Source organism: Enterococcus xiangfangensis (genome assembly GCF_005405365.1).
GTDB lineage: Bacteria > Bacillota > Bacilli > Lactobacillales > Enterococcaceae > Enterococcus_A > Enterococcus_A xiangfangensis.
The window spans coordinates 372,746-396,105 of the sequence record NZ_BJDX01000001.1 but is presented as its reverse complement, the minus strand read 5'-3'; the positions used below and the strand labels follow the sequence as shown (position 1 = coordinate 396,105).

At 40.6% G+C, this 23,360-nt stretch carries 20 protein-coding genes; 12 read left to right on the top strand and 8 right to left on the bottom strand.

The window, feature by feature from the left end; genetic code table 11:
• The first annotated feature begins 289 nt into the window (after positions 1-289).
• The 4 genes from FFM68_RS01940 to FFM68_RS01925 all read left to right on the top strand — a co-directional run bounded on the left by FFM68_RS01940 (position 290) and on the right by FFM68_RS01925 (position 3,756).
• Positions 290-1,429: a cystathionine gamma-synthase gene (locus FFM68_RS01940; protein WP_137617752.1), complete on the top strand. Its 1,140-nt coding sequence runs from the start codon at positions 290-292 to the stop codon at positions 1,427-1,429.
• A 68-nt stretch (positions 1,430-1,497) separates the two neighbouring features.
• Positions 1,498-2,277, top strand: a complete 780-nt coding sequence (locus FFM68_RS01935) for an amino acid ABC transporter substrate-binding protein (protein WP_137617751.1) — start codon at positions 1,498-1,500, stop codon at positions 2,275-2,277.
• A 77-nt stretch (positions 2,278-2,354) separates the two neighbouring features.
• Entirely contained in the window at positions 2,355-3,008 is a 654-nt protein-coding gene (locus tag FFM68_RS01930; RefSeq protein ID WP_137617750.1) for an amino acid ABC transporter permease, read from the top strand.
• A gap of 16 nt (positions 3,009-3,024) precedes the next feature.
• Complete coding sequence (locus FFM68_RS01925; protein WP_137617749.1) at positions 3,025-3,756, top strand: amino acid ABC transporter ATP-binding protein; 732 nt, start codon at positions 3,025-3,027, stop codon at positions 3,754-3,756.
• A gap of 116 nt (positions 3,757-3,872) precedes the next feature.
• Here the strand turns inward: FFM68_RS01925 and FFM68_RS01920 are convergent, their stop codons facing one another.
• The 5 genes from FFM68_RS01920 to FFM68_RS01900 form a co-directional block, all read right to left on the bottom strand.
• Positions 3,873-6,542 (bottom strand): cation-translocating P-type ATPase, encoded by a 2,670-nt coding sequence (locus FFM68_RS01920; protein ID WP_137617748.1) that lies wholly within the window; start codon positions 6,540-6,542, stop codon positions 3,873-3,875.
• Positions 6,543-6,896: 354 nt separating this feature from the next.
• Positions 6,897-7,970 carry a glutamyl aminopeptidase gene (gene pepA / locus FFM68_RS01915; RefSeq protein WP_137617747.1) on the bottom strand — a complete coding sequence of 358 codons (1,074 nt, stop codon included), beginning with the start codon at positions 7,968-7,970 and terminating at the stop codon, positions 6,897-6,899.
• 29 nt (positions 7,971-7,999) lie between these two features.
• Positions 8,000-8,719, bottom strand: coding sequence for a methyltransferase domain-containing protein (locus FFM68_RS01910; protein ID WP_137617746.1), 720 nt, complete (start codon positions 8,717-8,719; stop codon positions 8,000-8,002).
• Positions 8,720-8,867: 148 nt separating this feature from the next.
• Positions 8,868-10,310, bottom strand: coding sequence for an amino acid permease (locus FFM68_RS01905; RefSeq protein WP_137617745.1), 1,443 nt, complete (start codon positions 10,308-10,310; stop codon positions 8,868-8,870).
• Between the two features lie 329 nt (positions 10,311-10,639).
• Positions 10,640-11,338 (bottom strand): DUF554 domain-containing protein, encoded by a 699-nt coding sequence (locus FFM68_RS01900; RefSeq protein ID WP_137617744.1) that lies wholly within the window; start codon positions 11,336-11,338, stop codon positions 10,640-10,642.
• 226 nt (positions 11,339-11,564) lie between these two features.
• Between FFM68_RS01900 and FFM68_RS01895 the strand changes: the two genes are divergently transcribed.
• Positions 11,565-12,149, top strand: a complete 585-nt coding sequence (locus tag FFM68_RS01895; protein ID WP_137617743.1) for an ATP-dependent Clp protease proteolytic subunit — start codon at positions 11,565-11,567, stop codon at positions 12,147-12,149.
• 224 nt (positions 12,150-12,373) lie between these two features.
• On the opposite strand, the gene FFM68_RS01890 is transcribed toward FFM68_RS01895, so the two are convergent.
• On the bottom strand, positions 12,374-13,057 hold the full coding sequence (locus FFM68_RS01890) for a metal-dependent hydrolase (RefSeq protein ID WP_137617742.1): 684 nt from the start codon (positions 13,055-13,057) through the stop codon (positions 12,374-12,376).
• A gap of 107 nt (positions 13,058-13,164) precedes the next feature.
• Between FFM68_RS01890 and FFM68_RS01885 the strand changes: the two genes are divergently transcribed.
• Positions 13,165-13,812 (top strand): B3/B4 domain-containing protein, encoded by a 648-nt coding sequence (locus FFM68_RS01885; protein WP_137617741.1) that lies wholly within the window; start codon positions 13,165-13,167, stop codon positions 13,810-13,812.
• A 27-nt stretch (positions 13,813-13,839) separates the two neighbouring features.
• Here FFM68_RS01885 and FFM68_RS01880 read toward each other — a convergent pair whose 3' ends face one another.
• Positions 13,840-14,316 carry a YbaK/EbsC family protein gene (locus FFM68_RS01880; RefSeq protein WP_137617740.1) on the bottom strand — a complete coding sequence of 159 codons (477 nt, stop codon included), beginning with the start codon at positions 14,314-14,316 and terminating at the stop codon, positions 13,840-13,842.
• A 185-nt stretch (positions 14,317-14,501) separates the two neighbouring features.
• Between FFM68_RS01880 and FFM68_RS01875 the strand changes: the two genes are divergently transcribed.
• The 3 genes from FFM68_RS01875 to FFM68_RS01865 all read left to right on the top strand — a co-directional run bounded on the left by FFM68_RS01875 (position 14,502) and on the right by FFM68_RS01865 (position 17,412).
• Positions 14,502-15,458 carry a sugar-binding transcriptional regulator gene (locus FFM68_RS01875; protein ID WP_137617739.1) on the top strand — a complete coding sequence of 319 codons (957 nt, stop codon included), beginning with the start codon at positions 14,502-14,504 and terminating at the stop codon, positions 15,456-15,458.
• Positions 15,459-15,620: 162 nt separating this feature from the next.
• A complete protein-coding gene (locus FFM68_RS01870) occupies positions 15,621-16,301 on the top strand; it encodes a fructose-6-phosphate aldolase (protein WP_137617738.1) in 681 nt (226 codons plus the stop codon).
• Positions 16,302-16,473: 172 nt separating this feature from the next.
• Positions 16,474-17,412 (top strand): NADP-dependent oxidoreductase, encoded by a 939-nt coding sequence (locus FFM68_RS01865; protein ID WP_137617737.1) that lies wholly within the window; start codon positions 16,474-16,476, stop codon positions 17,410-17,412.
• Between the two features lie 165 nt (positions 17,413-17,577).
• Here FFM68_RS01865 and FFM68_RS01860 read toward each other — a convergent pair whose 3' ends face one another.
• Entirely contained in the window at positions 17,578-18,309 is a 732-nt protein-coding gene (locus tag FFM68_RS01860) for an NADPH-dependent oxidoreductase (RefSeq protein ID WP_137617736.1), read from the bottom strand.
• A 239-nt stretch (positions 18,310-18,548) separates the two neighbouring features.
• On the opposite strand from FFM68_RS01860, the gene FFM68_RS01855 reads away from it, so the two are divergent.
• From FFM68_RS01855 to FFM68_RS01845, 3 genes are all read left to right on the top strand, one after another.
• Positions 18,549-18,818: an ACT domain-containing protein gene (locus tag FFM68_RS01855; protein WP_137617735.1), complete on the top strand. Its 270-nt coding sequence runs from the start codon at positions 18,549-18,551 to the stop codon at positions 18,816-18,818.
• Positions 18,819-18,830: 12 nt separating this feature from the next.
• Positions 18,831-20,174, top strand: a complete 1,344-nt coding sequence (locus tag FFM68_RS01850) for a PFL family protein (RefSeq protein WP_137617734.1) — start codon at positions 18,831-18,833, stop codon at positions 20,172-20,174.
• Between the two features lie 172 nt (positions 20,175-20,346).
• Entirely contained in the window at positions 20,347-23,028 is a 2,682-nt protein-coding gene (locus FFM68_RS01845; protein ID WP_137617733.1) for an FtsX-like permease family protein, read from the top strand.
• The last annotated feature ends 332 nt before the right edge of the window (positions 23,029-23,360 follow it).

Here is a 23,360-nt window from a genome sequence, read left to right as displayed (position 1 = left end):
CATGACAAGCAGTACGGTGAAATGCATAGAGCTTCAATCAGTTGAATCAGCGTGTTGTTGTATGGTGCCGAAAGCAGCATACCATTTTGTCATGTCTATTAACTGTTCTGGACTCGTTTAAAAAGAAGGAAATTTCTAATTTTTAGCGATTGCAAGAGGTGCAGCTTTAATAGTCTGCATCTCTTTTTTTGTCGATAAGATTAGGATTTTTACCCAAAAGAGGAGGAACAACCATGTGTTGTCGCTGCATAGCTGAACGTAGATAAAACAAACTAGGAGGAAGAAATTCATGGATTTATCAACGAAATTGATTCACGGGGGAATCAGCGAAGACCCATTGACTGGAGCGGTCAGCGTACCGATCTATCAAACATCGACTTACCGCCAAAAAAAATTAGGCCAACCAGGAGACTTTGAGTATTCTCGTTCGGGCAATCCAACGCGAAATGCCTTAGAGGAGCTGATTGCAGATCTTGAAGGCGGTGTGAAAGGTTTTGCTTTTGGATCAGGCTTAGCTGCCATTCATGCAGTTTTATCATTATTTCAACCGGGGGATCATTTGATCTTGGGCGACGACGTTTATGGAGGTACTTTCCGTTTATTAGAAAAAGTTTTTAAACCATTGGGCTTGAGTTATACGATGGTAGACAGCCAAGATTTGACACAGATTGAAGCGGCGCTGACAGCTCACACAAAGGCGCTTTATATAGAAACTCCCAGCAATCCGCTGTTAAAAATCATTGATTTAGAAAAAAGTGCAGCTTGGGCAAAGAAAAACAAATTGTTAACGATCGTGGACAATACGTTTGCGACACCTTATTTGCAACAACCGTTGGCTTTAGGCGCTGATATTGTACTGCACAGCGGGACTAAATATTTAGGCGGTCACAGTGATCTAGTTGCGGGGCTAGTAACGACAAATAAAACAGATTTAGCTGAAAAAATCGGCTTCAATCAAAATTCGATTGGTGGTGTTTTAGGCCCACAAGACAGCTGGTTATTGCAACGTGGGATCAAAACATTGGCGGTACGAATGGAAGCACATCAAAAGAATGCAGAAATGATCGCAGAATTTTTAATCAATCATCCAGCGGTTGCTAACGTTTACTATCCAGGTTTGGCGGCTCATCCGGGACATGAAATTGCTGTTAAACAAATGCGCGGTTTCGGTGGAATGATTGCTTTTGAATTAGTAGATGAAGGCCGCGTTGCCGAATTTGTCGAAGCATTGAAAATCATTACTTTGGCTGAAAGCTTAGGCGGTGTCGAAAGTCTAATCGAAGTACCAGCGGTCATGACCCATGCTTCGATTCCAAAAGAAAAACGGGAAGCTGCAGGTATCAAAGATGGATTGATTCGTTTATCGGTGGGGATCGAAGCAGTTGAAGATTTAAAAAATGATTTAGAGCAGGCTTTGCTTATAAAATAAAGAACAAGACTAAAAAATACTAAGAACAGATCGTTTATGAAGCAAACGATCGCTGGAGGAAAATCAAAATGAAAAAATCAATGATTGCCATTGCTAGTTTATTAGTTGTAGGAGTCCTATTTTTGGCAGGGTGCCAGTCAAATGATAAGGCGGATGATAGCGCAAGTTCAGAAAAAACGTTGCGAGTGGGAACAGAAGGAACGTACTCCCCATTTTCTTTCCGGGATGATAACGATAAATTAACTGGTTATGATGTAGATGTAGCAAAAGCTGTTGCTAAAAAAATCGACTATAAAGTTGAATTTGTCGAAGCTCCGTGGGATTCAATGTTAGCAGCTTTTGACGCAAACAAATCCGATGTGGTCTTCAATCAAGTTGCGATCACTGACGAGCGGAAAGAAAAATATTTATTCAGCACACCATATTCTGTCTCACATCCAGCGCTGATCGTTAATAAAGACAATAATGAAATCAAAGATTTTGCCGATTTGAAAGGAAAAACTTCTGCGCAGTCATTAACGAGCAACTACGCACAAATGGCAGAAGACCTTGGCGCGAAAATCTCTAGTGTTGATGGCTTCAGTAAAGCAGTCGAATTAGTCGGCAATAACCGTGCAGACGCCACTTTGAATGATGACGTGACTTACTATGACTATTTGAATCAAAAACCTGACGCACCGATTAAAATTGTTAAAACATCAGATGAATCTACCGAAGTCGCTGCAATGTTTCATAAAGACGACGAAGCGTTAGTCAAAAAAGTCGATAAAGCTATCAAAGAATTACAAGATGACGGGACTTTGACAAAACTATCAGAAAAATATTTTAAGAGAGATATCTCTAAATAAGAAAGTTGGTTCGATCTTGTTGACCAAACTAGCTATCTACGCAGCAAATTAATTCGTTAAAACGAGGAGTAAGTAAAATGGAACGAACGATTGATATTATTCAAAGCTCAGCGCTGCCGTTATTTTGGGCACTGTTAAAAATGACGATTCCCTTAACGTTGATCTCATTTGCATTAGGTATGATCTTAGCATTGATCACTGCCTTAGCACGTATCTCAAAGAATCGTATTTTAAATGGAATTTTCTTTCTATATGTCTGGATTTTCCGCGGAACCCCGCTATTGGTCCAATTATTCATTGTCTTTTTTGGGCTTCCGTCGGTGGGAATCCAAATGGATGCTTGGACAGCAGCGATTTTAACTTTTTCATTAAATACCGGCGCGTATGCTTCTGAAAATATTCGTTCCGCTTTACTGGCAATCCCAAAAGGTCAATACGAATCAGCAGCTTCATTAGGAATGAGTCGCTGGCAGATTTTGCACCGCATCATTGCACCGCAAGCATTCAAGATCGCTTTACCGCCGTTGTCTAACAGTTTTGTCAGTTTAGTCAAAGATACGTCGCTGGCAGCGAGCATCACGATTGTTGAGATTTTTATGACTGCGCAAAGAATCGCCGCTCGGACCTATGAACCGCTGCTGCTTTACAGCATGGTGGCGATCTACTATCTGATCTTTTGTACCTTCTTGAATTATCTGCAATCCGTACTTGAAAAACGGATGATTTATTAGGAAGGGGGAGCTAGCTATGTTGACAATTGAAAAATTAAATAAAAGTTTTAACGGAACGCAAGTTTTAAAAGAGATCAACCTAGTCTTTCAGCCAGGAGAAACGACCGTCATCTTAGGACCGTCGGGTTCAGGGAAAAGTACGTTGCTGCGTTCAATCGATCTATTAGAAACGCCGGACAGCGGCACGATCAAGATTGATCAAGACAAACTTACATTTCCACAAAATTTATCATTTCGCCAATTAAAAGAATATCGTGGCCATTTTAGTATTGTTTTTCAAGCATACAATCTTTTTCCCCACTTGACGGTCATTCAAAACGTCATGGAAGGTCCGACACAGGTGAAGAAAATTTCGAAAACGCAAGCACACGAACAAGCAGAAGAACTGCTGAAAAAGGTTGGACTATTAGATAAAGCTTTGGAACGACCCAAACAATTGTCTGGCGGACAAATGCAGCGAGTTGCAATCGCGCGAGCTCTAGCGATGGAACCAGAATTCATGCTTTATGATGAACCTACCAGCGCGCTTGATCCGGAACTTGCACAAGAAGTTTTGCAAGTAATCAAAGATTTGGCAGAGGCAGGTAATGGGCAGATTGTTGTGACTCATCATTTAGAATTTGCCCGCAAAGTTGCCGATCGGATCGTTTTTCTAGAAGACGGACAAGTGACTTTTGACGGTAGCAGCGCAGCCTTTTTTGAAAGCGACAATCCACGGATCCAGCGATACTTGCAACAATTTTTATAAAAGAAAGAGGAGAGGACAAAAATTGTCCTCTCCTCTTTTTTCGAATAAACGGAAAGAAACAGCTTCAAGAAAATCCTGTTTATTTCTTGAAGCTGCTTACGTTTGTCACACTCCTTTTAAGACTTAGTAAGTTGTATCTCGGGTTTTGGTTCTTGGATTTTTACTATGATCAATTTAGTAATTTCCATCAATAAGACAGCCGAGACGGCTAATGACAATGCCAAACCGATCTCTGTCAATGCGAAGGTGCTTGGGATAGCGAAGACTTCGCGTAATCCAGGCAGCAAGGTCAAGCTGAACAATCCAGAACAAACTAGGATCGCTAGTAAAACCATTTTGTTAGAAAACAAGCCAACTTGCAACGAAGTTTGTGTATTTGAACGAGCCGCGAAAGTCTGCAAGGTTCGGCTCAAGATTAATGTAGTAAACGCCATTGCCACACCGGTTTCTGGTGATTGTTGATTCCCTAACCATTGAGCAGTGATCACTGCTAAAGCAATCAAAATTCCGCGATAAGTTACAGAAACTAACGTTTTGCCAGTAAAGATTCCACTATTTGGATCACGAGGCTGGCGTTTCATAATGGTCGGTTCTGCTTTTTCCATGCCCAATGCGATCGCTGGCAATGAGTCATTGACTAAGTTGATGAAAAGCAGCTGCAATGCGGTGAATGGATTTGACCAACCAATCGCTAAAGCAAAAACAATTGCGATGATCGCTCCTAAGTTTCCAGCAAAGAGATAAGCGACCGCTTTTTTGATATTGTCAAAAACATTTCGGCCAACTTCAACCGCTTTGATGATAGAAGCAAAGTTATCATCTGTTAGGACCATTGCGGCAGCATCTTTGGCCACATCGGTTCCAGTTCCCATTGCGATTCCGATATCTGCTTGTTTCAAGGCGGGAGCATCATTGACGCCATCACCGGTCATAGCTGAGATCTTGCCTTTTTCTTGCCAAGCGCGAACGATCCGAATTTTATTTTCTGGTGAGACACGGGCATAAACGGTAACTTGTTCTAAACATTCAGCCAATTCATCATCCGTTAATTGATCCAATTCAGCACCCGTCAAAGCTTGATCGCCGGATTGGAAGATCCCAATTTCTTTGGCGATAGCAACGGCAGTCGTCTTGTGATCGCCGGTGATCATCACTGTTTTGATGCCGGCTGAATTAGCATCTGCGACTGCTTGGAAAACTTCTTCTCGTGGTGGATCGATCATTGCCAACAATCCGACTAAGACAAGCTCTTCTTCATCAGCTAAGGTCAACTCATTTGTTGAAACTTCTTTATAAGCAAAAGCTAAAACACGTAAGGCACGTTCGGAAAAGTGTTCGTTTTGTTTTTGGAAACGTGCTTTTAATTCAGCAGTCAGCTCCACGACTTGCCCATTTAATAAAACTTTTGTACTGCGCTCAAAGAGGATATCTGGTCCGCCTTTAGTCACCATAAGTTTTTGCTGAGCGATTGTATGAAGGGTAGACATCAACTTACGATCCGAATCAAACGGTAGTTCCGCTTCACGAGGATATTTTTCTCGCAGTTCGCGATAAGACTGATTTTGTTTTTCACTGAAGTCGATCAGTGCGATTTCAGTTGGATCGCCTAATTTCGTTCCATCGTTACTGATTGCTGCGTCGTTGGCTAAAACACTGATGTCGATCAAACGTTGTTCGTCTATTTGCCATTGTTGTGGGTCGTTAGAAAATTCACCGTTTTGTCCGTTGGCTAAGTAATAATCAACGACAGTCATTTTATTTTGCGTTAGTGTGCCGGTTTTATCGGTACAAATGATACTAGTCGAGCCTAAAGTTTCGACGGCTGGCAGTTTGCGAATAATGGCATTGTGTTTTGCCATTTTTTTTGTTCCTAATGAAAGGACGATCGTTACGATTGATTGCAAGGCTTCAGGAATAGCAGCTACAGCGACTGCTACAGCGAACATGAAGGCATTCATAATATCTTGGGTCACATCCGCTGAACCATCTAAAAAGACACGCATCAGCTGAACGCCTAAGATTACTAACGACAAAATCAAGATTGCAAGGCTCAATTTTTTACTGAAGAGATCTAAGCCTCGTTGCAACGGTGTTTTTTGTTCTGTAGTTGATTCTAATAGACCAGCAACTTGACCGATTTCAGTGCCACTGCCTGTCGCAGTTACTAAAAATTTACCGCGACCGTATGTGACGATCGTTCCGCTGAACACCATGTTGATGCGATCGCCGACAGGGGCTTCAGCAGAAAGTACGGTGATTTTTTTCTCCGCGGGTGTCGATTCGCCAGTCAGCATACCTTCGTCAACTTTTAACGAGCCGACTTCAAGTAAGCGGCCATCTGCGGGAACATAGTCGCCCGCTTCTAAAATAATAATGTCGCCAGGTACGATTTCTTTTGCGGGAATCGTTTGTGCTTGTCCGCTGCGAAGGACATTGGCATCAGGTGCTGAAAGTTTTTTCAACGCATCAAGCGAACCTTCTGCTTTTTTTGTTTGGATCACACTGACCACAGAATTCAAGAGCAATACGGCAAAGATAACGAGCGATTCTACATGGGCGCCCATGACCATCTGGACGATTGCTACAATCAGTAAGACGATCACCATCGCATCTTTGAATGTTTCGATAAACAAGGTCAGCGCTGATTTTTTCTTAGCTTCTAACAGTTGATTAGGACCATTTTCTTGCAGTAGCTGTTGCGCTTTTTCTGAACTTAAACCGTCTGCAGTCGTATTCAAATCTTTCATCAACAGATCCGTTTCTTTTTGATACACATGTTTTGTCAATTTACATCCCCCAATGATTTTTTTTACTTAACTTGGTTTTTTGCAGTCGTTAGCTGATTGTATTTCAGCAAGTAGAACTAACAAAAAAGAGACCCAAGGCAAGTAGTTATACTTGTCTTAGGTCTCACCATTTCATACGATACCAGAAAACCATCACTGGTTTACTTACTGTTGATATCACAACAACAACGTTGCCGGTTACTCCCCTAAGGAGTTATTAATATATTTATACTCTAACGTAAACTATTTATGATTACAAGAAAAATGTTGAATTAACAGAGCAAATTCATAAAATAATTTTACTTGTGCCTTGCTGAGTCTGTTTTAAAAGGTTATTTAATTTTTATTAAGAAACTATTTTCCCGCAATAATCGTCTTGATCGTACTTTCATCTAAGCCTTTTAAAACTTGGATCAGCATTTCTTTTGCGGCATCAAAATCTGCGATGTTGAACATTGTTTGATGGGTATGGATATAGCGTCCGCAAACACCGATAACTGTACTTGGAATGCCTGTGTTAGAAGTATGCGCTGCTCCAGCATCGGTCCCGCCTTTTGAGACAAAGTATTGGTAGGGGATGTTGTAAGTTTCCGCCGTATCTAATAAATATTCCCGCAAGCGAGGAAGTAAAATCATACCGGGATCTTGAATCCGTAAAAGCGTCCCTTCGCCTAAATGACCGAACGTTCCGTTAGTTGTGACTAAATCATCTGCGGCTGAACAATCGACTGCGAAAAACAGATCCGGCTGGAATTTTGTAACAGCTGGTTTGGCACCGCGCAAACCGACTTCTTCTTGGACATTTGCTCCGGCGATTAATGTATAATCGAATGTTTCCTTTTGCAAAGCTTCTAATGCTTCTAATACAACGGTACAACCGTAACGATTGTCCCAAGCTTTACTAATAATATTTTTGCCGTTGGCTGTTTTAACCGTCTCAGTTTGCGGGACGATTGTATCTCCGGGTAACACGCCATAAGCCAACGCTTCATCTTTTGATTCAAAGCCTGCGTCAAATAAAATATCTTCGACTTTTACTTGACCTTGGCCGCTTGTTCCGCGCAATAAATGTGGTGGGACTGAAGAGGAGACACACGGATAATTGCCTTTGCCAGTCTTTAAAGTAAAGCGTTGTGCCGAAACGACATAAGGATTCCAACCGCCTAAAGGGACGACTTTGAACAGGCCGCGCGGAGTGATCTCCGTCAATAAGAATCCGACTTCATCCATATGAGCTGCGACCATTACCCGTGGTTTATTGGTGTCTGCTTGGCGTAGACCGAAAATACCGCCCAAACCATCTTGTTGCACCTCATCGACTAATGGCGTAAGTGCTGTTCGCATATAGCTACGAATATCTTCTTCAAAACCGCTCGTTCCTTGCAACTCGGTTAATTCTTTGATTCGTTGAAATGTTTTTTCTTCCATCTGTTGTCCACTCCTTGAAAATCGAAATCTTATTTTACAACTTGAAAATAAATCAATTCAAACTCAATCATCGACTGATTGAGTTTTTCGTGTGTAGCACCAAAAATTTTTTGAGTAATGGGTACTAGTTCTGCAGGTGTGAATGTATCAGCAAAATATGCTTGAAAAAAATCACGACTGATCATTTCATAGCTAGTATAGCTAAATTTTTTTGTTTGAAAAGGAATATGTAATTCCGCTAAAAAGGATTTGTACCGTTCATTTAATGATAAATCGGGATTTGTTTCCTCGTAAGGTGAGAATAATTGATCCTCGTCTTTTACGACTCGCAACAGCAAGCACCAATTGCGACTGGTATGATAAAAGGCCAGCAAATCTGATTGCGACTGCAAAGCCGGATTCATCGCTGAAAAAACAAGGTCGTAGCGATGTTTATTTTGGGCTAAAAAAGGTTCTTGCGCTTGTTTAATCAATCGTACATGTTCTGCTGATTTTGCAGCAGCTATTTGCAACATCTTCTCAGAGATATCTACAAGATCATATTCTTTCACCGCGGTTTGTAGGGCAGGAATATAACGGCCTGTTCCACCGGCAAGATCTAAAAATGTGTGACAAGGAAGCAGCTTTTGCGTGAATAAAAATTCACGGAGATCTTGTGCAATCGGTAAGGTAGATTCTTGCTGAATTGCTTCATAATCTTCAGCAAATTCATCCCAAAAGGATTCTAGTTCACTTAAATAATCAGACATCAAAGACCTTCTTTCTGCGTATCGCTAGGATTTAGTATACACTTCCAGTAAAGGAATTTGAAGGTTGTAGATTTTTTAAGCAGTTGAAATAAAGCAAAAAGCCTTTGGTAAATTTTTCTGAAGATCAAAGGCTTTTTGCTGCGTTTCTTTATTTCAATAAATTTTTTTGTTCACGCTTGGCGATCATCGGTAAGATCATTCCTAATGAAAGCAGCACGATCGGTGTCAAAATATTTAGCGTCAATTGGAACATCCAAGAACTAGGATCAGCTGCATAATCCACTTTTGGCAGCATTCCCAGTACACAAGCTAAGATCGTAAAAATAAAACACCAAGAACCAACTAAAAAGCCTAGTTTAGGATTTTTGATAAATTTGTATTCTGAATTGAATTTTTTGTATTGCGCATTCAACATCATGTAGGCAAAGAATACCCAGATATAACGCATCGGCATTACGATTGAATTCAGATTGGTCAACCATTGGACTAAAATACTCATACTTTTGATCCCGAAAATCGGCAAAATGATAATGATACTTACAAGGATTCCTGTCAATAAATACCCATTAGTCAAAGTGCCTTTATGATTTCTTTTACGCAGCCACTGAGGAACGTATTCTGGATCGGCATCTGATAGTAAAATTTTTAATGGTGCGTCGATAGAAAAGGCTAAAGCAGAAGATTGGACGGCAGTTTGAGCTAATCCGTAGATGATCATCAAAAGGTTGCCGACACCTAAGTGATTTCCTAAAATTTGAAAGGCACTGTAGGCACCGTTCGCCATCAAGTCGTCTGGAATATTGTTGCTGTCAAACAGCATACCCATAGCAACAGAACCAAGCACGGCACTTAATCCGATCATTGTTGCCATAAAAATCATGGCTTTTGGAAAGTTTTTAGTCGGGCGATCGATCGAATTTACATAAGGGGAGATTTTTTCCGCGCCGCCGACTGCGAAGACTAACATGGAAATCGTAGCGAAATAACTAAGATTGAAATCAGGAATGTACGTTTTGACATCCCCCATATCAGGTGTAGCCATTTTGAAAGATGGATCAATAAAAGGAACCGTCACTGCTAAGATAATGAATAAGATCGACATAATCAACATTCCAGAACCCGCGACACTTCCAATGACTTTCAAGGTAGTCAGACCTTTAGTAGACAGAACTAAAAAAATTAAGAAAATTGCTAATGAAATGATCGCGACGGTCCGAACACTCATATCGGTAGCGACTTGGCCGTTGCCCTGAAACACCCAACCTAGAGCAATCAAAACAGATTGCGGTTTTTGTGCGAGATAAGTGATATGAACGACCCAATAAGTCCATGCTGCATAGTAAGCAATTTTTCTTTTGCCGGTCGTTTCTTTGACCCAAGAACTAACACCACCTGAACTACTTTTAAAAGTGGAACCCAGCTGCCCAACGATCAGTGCATACGGAACAAAATAAAGCAGCATGATCAGTATCCAAGAAACAACTACCGAGATGCCTTGTTGGGCGTAATTATTAACGACATTACCAAATCCCCAGACCATACTAAAGGCAATCATTGAAACCGTGAACCAACGAATCTTCTTATCAGTCATTTGTACTTCTTCCCTTCTCTCCAAATATTCTAAAATAAAGCGCTTACATAGTTGTTTTAAGTATAGAGAAGAAGGAGGGAAAAAGAATCTACTTGGCAGATTTTTCATTTATTTTTCTTCTAAATTTAATTTTTCGATTATTTTTATCTAAAGTTAGCAAATAATAACTTTTAAATGATGTGTTTATTTGGAGAGTGCTTCTAAATGAATAATAAAAAAGACAGGGGGTTCAAACATTTTAGATCAAAGTCCTTCACCTAGTCTTAATGTGGTGCAATTGTTTTACTCAAGACTAGGGAACGGCTAAGAAATTACTGATCTTCTACTTTTTAAAAATAGTAATATTGTACGACCATGATAGCAATCAAAACTAAGATTCCCGGCAAATAATTGGAGACACGGATCTTAGTCAGCTTCATAACATTTAAACCAATCGCTAAGATCATTAAACCGCCAATCGCGCTGATTTCATTCATGAGGCTATCCAGTAATTCTTTTGGCAAATAACGGACGATGATGCTTGCAAAAATCGTGATTGCACCTTGATAAATTAAGACAGGAAAAGCCGAGAAAAGGACACCAATCCCTAGTGAAGCAGTCAGCATGATTGACATGAATCCATCCATTACAGCTTTAGTAAATAAGGTTTGATGACTGCCGGTTACACCACTTTCGATCGCGCCAATGATCCCCATTGATCCAATCAAATAGATCAAAGTAGCGGTGACAAAGCCTTCAGCAAAATTGCTGCTGCCGTGAGCAAAGCGTTTTTCTAAAAATAAACCTAACCGAGTCATCGAGTCTTCGATTTTTAAAAACTCACCGATCATTCCGCCAAGACAGATACTGATGATGATCACAATAAACGAGCTTGCTTGCAACGACATTTGGAGTGCTAAAGCGATCACACCTAAAGCGATTCCCTTTGTGACCGTATCTTTTGTTTGCTCCGTAATATTTCGCAAAATAACTCCAGAAAAACTTCCCACAATGATTGCGAGGCAATTGACGATTGACCCTAACAACATAAAGCACACCTAGTTTCTATGTATTTGATTAAAGAATAATTAAATATTACGTAGATATCATCTTAACATGTGGGAAATCTTTTTTGAATAGAAAAAGTACCGAACTTTTTGCTATTGGGTTAGCGGCGGGTTCTAGCAAATTAGGCATCGATTTTATGAAAGCTCTTTCTTTCCAGACATAATTTTTTTAGCTATACTGGATTTAGCAGAAAGGGAGGGAATTTATATGAATGAATTTTTTGCCGAGGAAATAGAAAAAGCGGAAGAAAAAAATCCGCTAATGTTAAAATTATTGAAACAACGCACGATTTTGATCTATGGTGAGATCAATCAAGAATTAGCCAAGACAGTGACGGAGCAATTGCTTTATTTATCAGCAATCAATGATGATCCTATCACGATGTTTATCAATAGCCAAGGCGGTCACGTGGAATCGGGTGATACGATTCATGATGTTATCCGATTTATTAAGCCAAAAGTGAAAATGATTGGAACGGGCTGGGTGGCAAGTGCGGGGATCACGATCTATTTAGCCGCTGATAAAAAAGATCGTTACAGTTTGCCGAATACTCGATACATGATCCATCAGCCAGCAGGCGGCGTGCAAGGACAATCTACCGAGATTCAGATCGAAGCCAAAGAAATTTTACGAATGCGCAAACGTGTGAACCAATTGATCGCTAAAGCGACAGGGCAAACACTTGAGCAAATTGAAAAAGATACCGATCGTAATTTCTGGTTGTCAGCTGAAGAAGCGAAGGAGTATGGCATCGTCGGAAAAATCATTGAATCGGATACGGGAATCAAATAAAGCCAACTATTTTTCAAAAATGAATGTCCAGATTTTAACAGAAGACCAAATACAAAATTAGAAAAGGAGTGGGACAAACATCTTGTCGCACTCCTTTTTTCGAATAAACAGTGTTCAGAAGTAGCCTCTTCGGAAATAAGCCGAGATTCTACAAAAATGGGAGAAGTAATTTTTGGAAATTCTTTCTTGTTTCTTGCCCCCCCTGCTTCTGTCATCATTCTCTTCTAAAGTTCGATTGTTTCGCCAACTGTCATGATGGTGCCGACATTTTCTGGTAATAATTGAACAAAAGCTTCAGGATCTTGCTTGATGACAGGAAAGGTATTGTAATGGATCGGTACGACGTGTTTTGCTTTCAATCGTTTAGCGGCAATAGCGGCATCAGAAGGTCCCATCGTGAAATTGTCTCCAATTGGTAAGAAAGCAAGATCAATCTCAAAAGTCTCACCTAAAAATGCCATGTCGCCAAAGTAGGCGGTATCCCCAGCATGATAAATCGTTTTTCCTTCAGCTTGCAAAATAAAACCAGCTGGTTCACCCATGTAAAGCATTTGTCCGTTTACCTCGTAACCTGAACTATGGTAGGCTTGGACCATTTTGACTCGACCGAAAGGAAAATCAAATTCTCCACCGATATTCATGCCATGTGTTTTTTGCACCCCGTTTTTTTCCGCGAAGTTGCAAATTTCGACGATACTGATGACTGTGGCATCGTTGCGTTTGGCAATTGGGATCATATCGCCGATGTGGTCGCTATGTCCGTGGGTAACTAAGATCCAATCTGTCTTGACTTCATCTGCGATCAGGTCGGTCAAAGAATTTCCTGTGATAAATGGATCGAATAGTAATTTTTGTCCATCTTTCATAACGATCGATAAAACGGAATGACCATGATAAGTGATTTTCATAAGATACCCTCCTCACTTTTATTATAACGAAAGCCGCCAATAATAAGTAAGCTTTTGCTTTAATGTGAAATCGGTTAAACTAAAAAGAAAAATGCGGAGGCGAGAAAATGGAGTTGACGATTGATCCAAAAATAGCTGAACAAGGTGTGACCTTGGCTTATAGTGTCATTGAATTTACCAACGAAGCGTATAATAAAAAAATTTGGCAGGAACTAGTAGATCCATTACTTAAACAAATTGAAACGGAGGACACGATCGAAAGGATCAGAGAGGAGCCGCGAATTAGTGCGACCAAAAAAGTGTATCGAACTTTTGGAAAAGATCCGGCGCGTTTTAGACCGTCGTCTGAGAGTCTGTGGCGGCGAATCGTTCAGCAAAAGGGTCTGTATCAGATCAATGCACTTGTCGATTTAAATAATTACTTTTCTTTAAAATGGAAATTGCCTTTTGGGGTCTATGACCTTGCAAAGATAACAGAGCCGATCCAATTAACGGTCGGACAAGCAGAACATTATGCGGGGATCGGAAATAAATCGCTCAACCTCGAAAATCTGTTAATTTTGACGGATAAAGCAGGCGCATTTGGCAGTCCAACCGCGGATTCAACTAGAGGAATGATCACTGAAAAGACGACGAAGGCCTTATTGATTGGCTATCAATTTGCAAGCGACTCAGTCATTGAACAAACTGAAGTAAAAACTATTTTAGAAAACTATTTATCTGATTGTCGAGTCGTTGAACAAGGCATCAGTTAAAAAGACGAGACAAACTTTCTGCCGCCTCTATTCCCAATTTTTACAAACATTGATCCACTGTTCAAATGGAGCATATTTTTCCAATTCTGGAAGTGTCAATTCAATCGCATTATTTGGATTGCCGCAGGCGGGATAGACGCTTTCAAAGCGCTTCAGCGACTCATCCAGATAAATTTCAACTCCGGGATTAACAGCAAACGGGCAAACACCGCCGACTGGATGTCCGATGATCGGTTCCACTTCATCTGCTTTCAACATCAAAGCTCGTTCGCCAAAAGCTGCTTTGTATTTAGCATTATCGATCTTGGCATCACCAGCAGTAACAATCAAAATATTTTTATGAGCTTTCTTTTGTTTAAAAGACAACGTTTTAGCGATACGTTCCGGTGCACAATGCAGCGCTTGCGCCGCTAGTTCCACTGTAGCGCTAGAGATGGAAAATTCTTGGATACGTTCGGCCAGACCATATTGTGAAAAAAATGTTTTTACAGCTTCAGCAGACATACAAATTCCTCCTTGTTTATTCGACTTTCTTTCAGCAGAAAATAGCTTTTCTGTTGCAGACTAGTTTGTTAAGATCTAAAAATTTTTTTCATTTGGATTAATTAATAATCATACGCGCTTTGCCCAACACAGTAAATGGTCGTTTGCTAAAATAGAAGAAGAGTTTTTGATAGGAGGGATCCGCGATGAAAGAGGACAAGAAGAAATTATTAGCTAAAATAGCATATATGTATTATGAACAAGAGCTGACGCAAGCGCAGATTGCCAAAGAACTAGCAATCTATCGTACGACAGTCAGCCGAATGTTGAGCCAAGCTAAAGCAAGCGGCCTCGTGGAGATCAAAATCAATCATTTTGATGCGAGTCTGTTCGAGTTAGAAGAACAGTTGAAACGGACTTTTAATTTAACCGCTGTTGAATTAGTATCGACAGAAAGCAATACTAGTGAAGAAGTAAAAGAAGAACGGTTGGCAACAGCCGCAGGCGCATGGATCCGCCGTCAGTTGACAGATGGAATGACTATAGGTTTGTCGTGGGGTGCCAGTGTCGGCGAGGCGGTCAATAAAATTGAGTCAAAACAGTTATCAAATATCACGGTTGTACCGGTAGTCGGTGGTCCGAGCCACATCAATTCGCGCTATCATGTAAATACATTGGTCTATGAACTTGCACGTAAATTAAACGGCAATAGTTTATTCGTGAATGCTACGGTGATCCAAGAAACTAAAGAATTGGCTGAAGGGATCTTCAATTCAAAATATTTTTATGATTTAAAGGAAGCTTGGCAGCATCTGGATCTAGTAATCGTTGGGATCGGCGGTCCGTTGAGCTATCATAAAAGCCAGTGGCGTGATTTATTATCCCCAGCAGATTATGCCGAATTAAAATTACGCGAAGCAGTTGGCGATTGTTGCTGCCGGTTTTATGACAGTTACGGAAAAGAGTTGACTGGTGAGCTGAGTCGGCGCACGATCGGATTGTCTTTAGAAGAATTGGCAAAAGTTCCGCAGTCGGTGGGAATCGCACGTGGGATTTTTAAGGCTCGTTCGATCGTACCGTTATTGAAAAAAGGGTATTTGAAAACATTGATCACTGATCAAGAAACCGCACAAGAAATTTTGCGATTAAACGAACGAAAGTAGTTTTTTTATAAAAAATGCACATTTGTGCGATTAGTGAATAAAATTTATTTGCGAAAGGCTTGTTACGGGGCTTTTCGTTTTTTTTTAGCGAGCAAATACAGAAATCTCTTTGTTTGGATGCTACGCTTGAGCTATAGAAAAGTGCAAAGGAGATTTTTTTAAATGGAATTTATGTTAGACACAGCCAACCACGCCGATATTAAAAAATTTGTTGCTAGTTTACCGATCGCTGGTGTTACCTCGAACCCTTCGATCGTAAAAAAAGAAGGGAAAATCGAATTCTTCCAACACATGAAAGCAATTCACGAAATTATTGGCGAACAGCGTTCATTGCATGTTCAAGTCGTAGCAACGGATTATGAAGGAATCATTCGAGATGCAGAAACGATCTTAGCGAAGATTGATCCAAACGTTTTCATCAAGATCCCAGTAAATGAACCTGGATTAAAAGCGATTAAAGAATTAAAAAGCCGAGGTATCAATGTGACAGCGACCGCTATTTATACAAAGTTTCAAGCGTATTTAGCGATCGCAGCAGGTGCTGATTACATTGCACCATACTTTAATCGGATGGAAAATTTGAACATCGATCCGCGAGAAGCGATTTTTGAAATGGCAGAAGAAATCGAACGGACAAAGAGTAAAACAAAAATTTTGGCAGCAAGTTTTAAAAATGTCGGTCAAGTCAATGCCGCATTGGAAAATGGCAGTCAAGCGGCAACAATGGGGGTCGATATCATCCAGCAAGCGCTATCGATGCCTTCGATTGCTCAAGCAGTGACTGATTTTACCGGTGATTGGGAAACAATCTTTGGCGAAGGAACAACTATTTCTGATTTATAAGTCGCAAAGAAAGTGCGACATTCAGACTGCAGACGACACGATGATTGATGTCTGCAGTTTTTTTGACAGCTAGTTCAGCCAAATAAATCTTTGTGAGGAGCATCTAAAAGCAAATCATTTCCGATTTTTTGGATAGACTTCTATAATGACAGGTACGAGAGGGGATGTATGGATGGAAACACGTGCAATTGTTATCGAACAATATGGTCATGCAGACCAATTAAAAGAAAGTCAAGTGGAGTTGCCTAAATTAGGTGAACATCAAGTTTTAGTCAAAGTAAAAGCAACGTCTGTCAATCCAATTGATTGGAAGTTGCGGGAGGGCTACTTGGCACAAATGATGCCATGGGATTTTCCAATTATTTTAGGTTGGGATGTTGCTGGCGAGATTGCAGAAGTGGGCTCGGCAGTAGCTGATTGGCAAGTTGGTCAAGCTGTTTTTGCTCGGCCTGAAACGACTCGTTTTGGTACTTACGCAGATTATGCAATCGTTGACGACCATTTATTAGCAACTAAGCCGGATACTGTTTCGTTTGCAGAGGCAGCCGCAGTTCCTTTGGCGGGCTTAACCGCATATCAAGCATTATTTACTCATGGAAAATTAACAGCTGGAGAAAAAGTTTTGATCCATGCAGGTGCGGGTGGTGTCGGAATCTATGCTATCCAATTAGCAAAAAATGCTGGAGCAACAGTCATTACGACAGCCAGTGAAGAAAATCATGCGTTGCTAAAAGAATTAGGTGCCGATCAAGTGATCGATTATCATACGACAGATTTTTCAGAAGTAGTATCAGAGATTGATTTAGTTTTTGATACAATGGGCGGCGAGGTTCAAGCAAATAGTTTCAAAGTCTTACCTGAAAATGGCCGTTTGATCTCGATCGTCGGCAAGCCAGATGAAGAATTGGCTAAAAAGGTTGCAGTAGCGGAAAGTATTTGGTTGCAACCAGATGGGAAACAACTGCAAGAAATCGCAGATCTAATGGCTGAAGGTAAAGTAAAAAGTATCGTGGGGCATACCTATCCCCTCACAGCAGCAGGTGTAAAAGCTGCTCATGAATTGAGCGAGACCCATCATGCCAAAGGAAAAATCGTTTTAAGCAATGAATAAAAATGGAATCGATTTTTGCTTTAATCCAATAATTAAATAAAAAAAGTAGCTCTTGTTGTATTCAAGTAAAAATGAATGCGGCAAGAGTTGCTTTTTTTATGAGCAGTCAACCTGAGTGAAATGATTAAAATCAGATTTAGTTTCGCCAATAAATGAGCAAGTATTTTAGAAAATAAAGCCTTGTTCTTTTAGAAATTCGCCGGTGTTTTGTCGGCGCGGGTAGTTAAAATGGTGACGAATTTTTTCTGACCAGTTGGTCTGCTGATTGTTGGCATTACGTTGCTGATAGTAGGCTGCAGTTTTTTTATCATAGTTTTCAATCAACGTGGGTGTGAGTGAGCGGTACGTGTTGGTTCCAAGCACTGCATCGAGGGGCAAACGTGGTTTGACTTCATTTTTTTCGGCAGGATAGCCAACGAACATCCCAAATACCGGGTAAGTTAATTCAGGCAGTTCGAGCAATTCTTTCATTTTGAATAAATCATTACGAATACCGCCGACATAACAGATACCTAGTTTTTCTGATTCTGCAAAAACCGCCATCGATTGGGCAGCTAAGGCCGTATCGACAATTGCTGTGACCAACGACTCCATCTTTCGTAAATGATCGTCCGTATCTTCATTCAGTGCCAAGACTTGTGCGTGTTTATTCAGGTCTGCTACAAAAATATAAAGTTCACCGTTGTTTCCGTTAGTGACTGGAAAATTTGCGAGCTGTTCGATTGTTTCCCTTTTTTTCTGGTCGGTGATCTCAACGACGGAAAAGGCTTGTAAAAAATTTGAGCTGCTGGCACTTTGAGCTGCTAAGATTAATTTTCTTTTTAATTCTGAGTTTAATGTTTGCGAGGTGAATGAGCGGACGGATGTGTGTTGAATCATTGTTTCAAAAAGTTCCATTAAAGAACCTCCTTTTTTTAATCAGCATAATGCTGACGAATCTAGAAGTAAAGAAGAATTGTTTCTTTAGAACAATCATTTGCTGCACCTTAATAAAGGATTCAGTTCGACGAGCAATCAACACAAGTGAGGAAAACACGAACAATCGATGGAAAAACATTATTTTTATTAATAAAATTTTAATTGTTTTATAATCGTTGTGTTATAATGAAAAACATTATCTGAAGGGAGATAGGTAAATGCGGGGAGTAGTAACGGTTATTGGAAAAGATAAGGTCGGGATCATTGCCGGAGTCAGTCAAAACCTAGCGGAACAAAATATCAATATTCTTGATGTTTCGCAAACAATTATGGACGAATATTTTACGATGATGATGTCAGTCGATTTGTCTGCTGCGACAGTTGATTTTGAAGCGGCAAAAGCACAGTTTCATGAATTAGGAAAAACGTTGGGTGTTAAGATCAGTATTCAAAACCAAGAAATTTTTGATGCAATGCATAAATTATAAGGAGGTCTGCTTGTGGAAACGAATCAAATACTGGAGACGATTCGAATGATCGAAGAGGAAAATCTGGATATTCGAACGATTACAATGGGGATTTCTTTGTTAGATTGTATCGATAGCGACAGCGATCGTGCATGTGAAAGAATCTATCAAAAAATTACGACTAAAGCTCGCGATCTTGTCAAAGTAGGCGAGGCGATCGAAGCGGAATATGGGATTCCCATCATTAATAAACGAATCTCTGTTACACCAATCGGTATCATTGCTGCGGCGACTCCGGATACGGATTATGTGAAATTTGCTAAAACTTTAGACAGAGCGGCCAAAGCTGTCGGCGTGAATTTTTTAGGCGGATTTTCTGCATTAGTCGAAAAAGGCTATCAACACGGCGACAAAATTTTGATCGACTCGATCCCGCAAGCTTTGGCGGAGACAGATTTTGTCTGTGCTTCGGTGAATATTGGTTCAACAAGAGCAGGAATCAATATGGATGCCGTCGCTCATATGGGAAAAATCGTAAAGAAAACCGCCGAAGCTTCTGATTTAGGTTGTGCCAAACTGGTCGTTTTTGCGAATGCAGTCGAAGACAATCCCTTCATGGCAGGAGCTTTTCATGGTGTAGGTGAAGCTGATTGCATCATCAACGTTGGTGTCAGCGGACCAGGTGTAGTAAAACGTGCCTTAGAAAAAGTGAAAGGTGAACCGTTTGACGTAGTAGCCGAAGTTGTGAAAAAAACAGCTTTTAAAATTACACGAATGGGACAAATGGTCGGTAAAATCGCATCGGAACGCTTGGGTGTGCCATTTGGAATTGTAGATTTATCGTTAGCACCGACACCGGCAGTTGGGGATTCAGTCGCGCACGTTTTGGAAGAGATGGGGCTAGAAAGTGTCGGGACCCATGGCACGACAGCAGCATTAGCATTGCTAAACGACGCAGTTAAAAAAGGCGGCGTAATGGCTTGTAATCACGTAGGTGGACTATCAGGTGCATTTATTCCGGTTTCAGAAGACGCTGGGATGATCGATGCGGTCAATAATGGTTCGTTGACGATCGAAAAACTGGAAGCGATGACTGCAATCTGTTCAGTAGGATTGGACATGATTGCGATTCCTGGCGCAACACCAGCAAGCAGTATCGCAGCGATGATCGCAGACGAAGCAGCAATCGGAGTGATCAATCACAAAACAACGGCTGTCCGAATTATTCCTGCCAAAGGTAAAAAGATTGGCGAGATGGTTGAATTTGGTGGTTTATTAGGAAGGGCACCAGTCATGGCGGTCAATTCAGCGGGGTCTGCAGATTTTGTCGCTCGCGGCGGGCGGATCCCGGCACCGATTCATTCCTTTAAAAATTAAGTTAGTCGAAAGCGTCGCGTTTTTCTGAGAATACACGAACTGAATTAGATCATAAAAAATGGGGCGAAGGTTTTTCTTTTGCACCATTTTTTTATTTAGTCAGAAATATTCAAGTCAGCGATCAAAAAATTTTGTGTTAGAATGAAATGGACAAAAAAACAGGAGCGGACAAATGAAAAACAAGACGTATTTAAAGGCAAGTTTACGCGAAATCTTTTATTCAAAAGGACGGTTCATTGCGATCGTTCTAATTATTTTATTGGGAACTTTGCTGTATGTTGGGATCAAAGCTACCGGTCCGATCTTGAATCACTCAGCGAGTCGATATATGGACGAGCAGGAGCTGTCTAATTTGCAGATTATCTCTACCGGCGGTTTGACAGCAGAAGATGAAGCGATGGCAGAAAAAATTCCTCATGCACAAGTTGAAAGCGGTTATCAATTTTTTTATGCAGACGATGAAAAAAATCAAGTAATCAAACTGTATTCATACGCTGAAAAGAATCAGCAAAATCAATTAATCGTCAAAAAAGGTCGTCTGCCTAAAAAAGAAAATGAGATTGTTTTGGATGAAAAGGCGTTAAACGAAGGGTATCGATTGAATCAGACATTTAAAATCAAACAGCCAGATCAATTGGAGCGCCAAAATTTTAAGATCGTAGGCTTTGTCCAATCTCCGCTTTATATCAATACAGAAGAACGCGGGCTTTCGACTATTGGAAATGGCAGTGTTGATTTTTTTGCTTATTTGCCAGAAAATAATTTTTCTAACGAAGTAAAATCGGTAATCTATGTTCGTTTTGCAAATGTTAAAAACAAAGAAACCTACGGCAAAACTTATAAAGCAATAATGGATAAAAATATTGAGAAAACCGAAACATTATTTGCGGATCGGCCGAAAGAACGGTTGGCAGAAATCAAAACCGACGCAGAAAAAGAATTGTCGCCCCAAAAAGCTGAAGTGACGGATCATTTAACAAAATTGACAGCCGCTCAAAAAGAGTTGGATCAGGCAAGTACGCAGCTAGAACAGCAAGCGAGTGCGATTCCAGCAGGAAATCCGCAATTGATGCAAGCGCAAGCAGAATTACAAGCACAGCAAAAAGAACTTACGAAAAATCGCGAACAGCTGTTGGCTGCGCAAGAAAAGCTCAACGCTAGTGAAAAAGAAATCAGCGAATTAAAAACGCCTAGCTATTCATATAATCAGCGAGCAGATAATTCTGGTTTTCAAGAATACGGCGATCTTTCTGAGCGAATCGCCGCGATCGCCAATGTCTTTCCAGTCTTTTTTTTCTTTATCGCAGCACTCATCACATTTACGACGATGACGCGGATGGTAGAAGAAAATCGGCGAGAGATCGGGACCTTGAAAGCACTAGGCTATTCGCGCTTTGAAATTTCGATCAAGTATATTATTTACGCCTTATCGGCTGCTGCGATCGGAATCGTTTTAGGTAGTTTGATTGGGACACATACGTTGCCGCGTTTGATCTTTGAACTTTCCAGCGATCGGTACAATTTACCCGGAGTCGAGGCTTTTTACTTAGTACGGCCGATGATCCAAGCGGCGCTCGCTTTTTTATTTGCTAGTTTAGGTGCGGCATTACTTGTTTTATTACGGGAACTTCATGAAAAACCAGCAGTACTGCTGCAGCCTAAAGCACCAAAGCCTGGGAAACGAATCTTTTTAGAACGAATCACGCCGATTTGGTCACGGATGAGTTTTAATTCAAAGGTCAGCTATCGAAATCTATTTCGTTATAAGTCGCGCATGATCATGGCGGTGATCGGGATTGCAGGTTGTGCGGCTTTGATGGTGGCAGGTGTCGGTTTGAAAGATTCGATTGGCTCTGTCGGGGACAAGCAATTTGGACCGATCATCGATTATGAGGCTACGGTTACGTTAAAAGATCAACCAGATCAGAAAAAAATAGAAGCGCTCTTTTCACAGAATAAAAAAATCACGAGCCACTTAGCTGCGCTGAATCAAACGGTCGAATTAAAACAAAAAGGGCAAGCAAATCAAAGGTTGATGATGATGGTGCCGGAAAACCGGCAAAAATTCGGCAACTACCTGCATTTAAAACAAGCGGGGAATTCATTCGAGCTGCCAGCTAGCGGTGCGGTGATCACGCAAAAAATGGCTGAATTATTTGATTTGACCGAAGGGGACAGCTTGACGGTCTATGATGAAGACCAGCAAACTTTTAAAGTCAAAATAGCTAAAATCACTGAGAACTATTTAGGAAATTTTCTCTATTTATCAAAAGATTATTATCAAAAAACTCGCGGGACAGCGTTTGTGATGAATAGTTATCTATTAAAAAGTCAAAAAATGACTAGGAATGAAGAGAAAGGATTGTCCCAAAAATTGTTAAGCAGTAATCAAGTGATGAATACGTCATTTATGTCTACTCAAATCAAAACACAAGAACATTCAATGGAAAACCTCGATGGAATCGTCTGGATCTTTGTCGTCTTGTCAGGACTGTTGGCGTTTATCGTGCTTTATAATTTGACGAATATTAATGTCTCTGAAAGACTGCGGGAATTGTCTACGATCAAGGTGTTAGGTTTTTACGATCGAGAAGTTACCGCCTATATTTTCCGGGAAAATTTTGTTTTTACACTGCTTGGTATTTTGTTCGGGTATGGCTTAGGAATCGTTCTGACGAAATTCATTTTGGACCAGGCTTCGATGGAGACAATTACGTTCCCATTAGTTATTCGACCGGGCGCCTATCTTCTTTCGGGCGGGCTGACGATTTTATTCTCAGGAGTCGTGATGTTCGCGACCCATTTCCGCTTGCGCCACATCAATATGATCGATGCCTTAAAATCAAATGAATAACCATCAAAAAAGCGTTGACAAACATTTTAGCCCAGTCTATGCTTTAATCAATAGTTGAATGCAATGAGAAGGATACGATCTGATTTTAATTTCCATCACAAGAGAAAGAGGCCATGGCTGGAAGCTTCTGATTGGGAAAAATAGATTACTCCCTTTGAGCGGCCGTAAACGGTCCGGTCGATACTCGTTATGTATCTTATGAGCCAAAAAGGATAAAACTTTTTGGGAACCTGGGTGGTAACACGTTTATTCACGTCCCTATTTTATAGGGACGTTTTTTTATTGGAAACCCTCCAGACCTTTTGTTAGAATTAAAAAGAAAAGGTACGCAA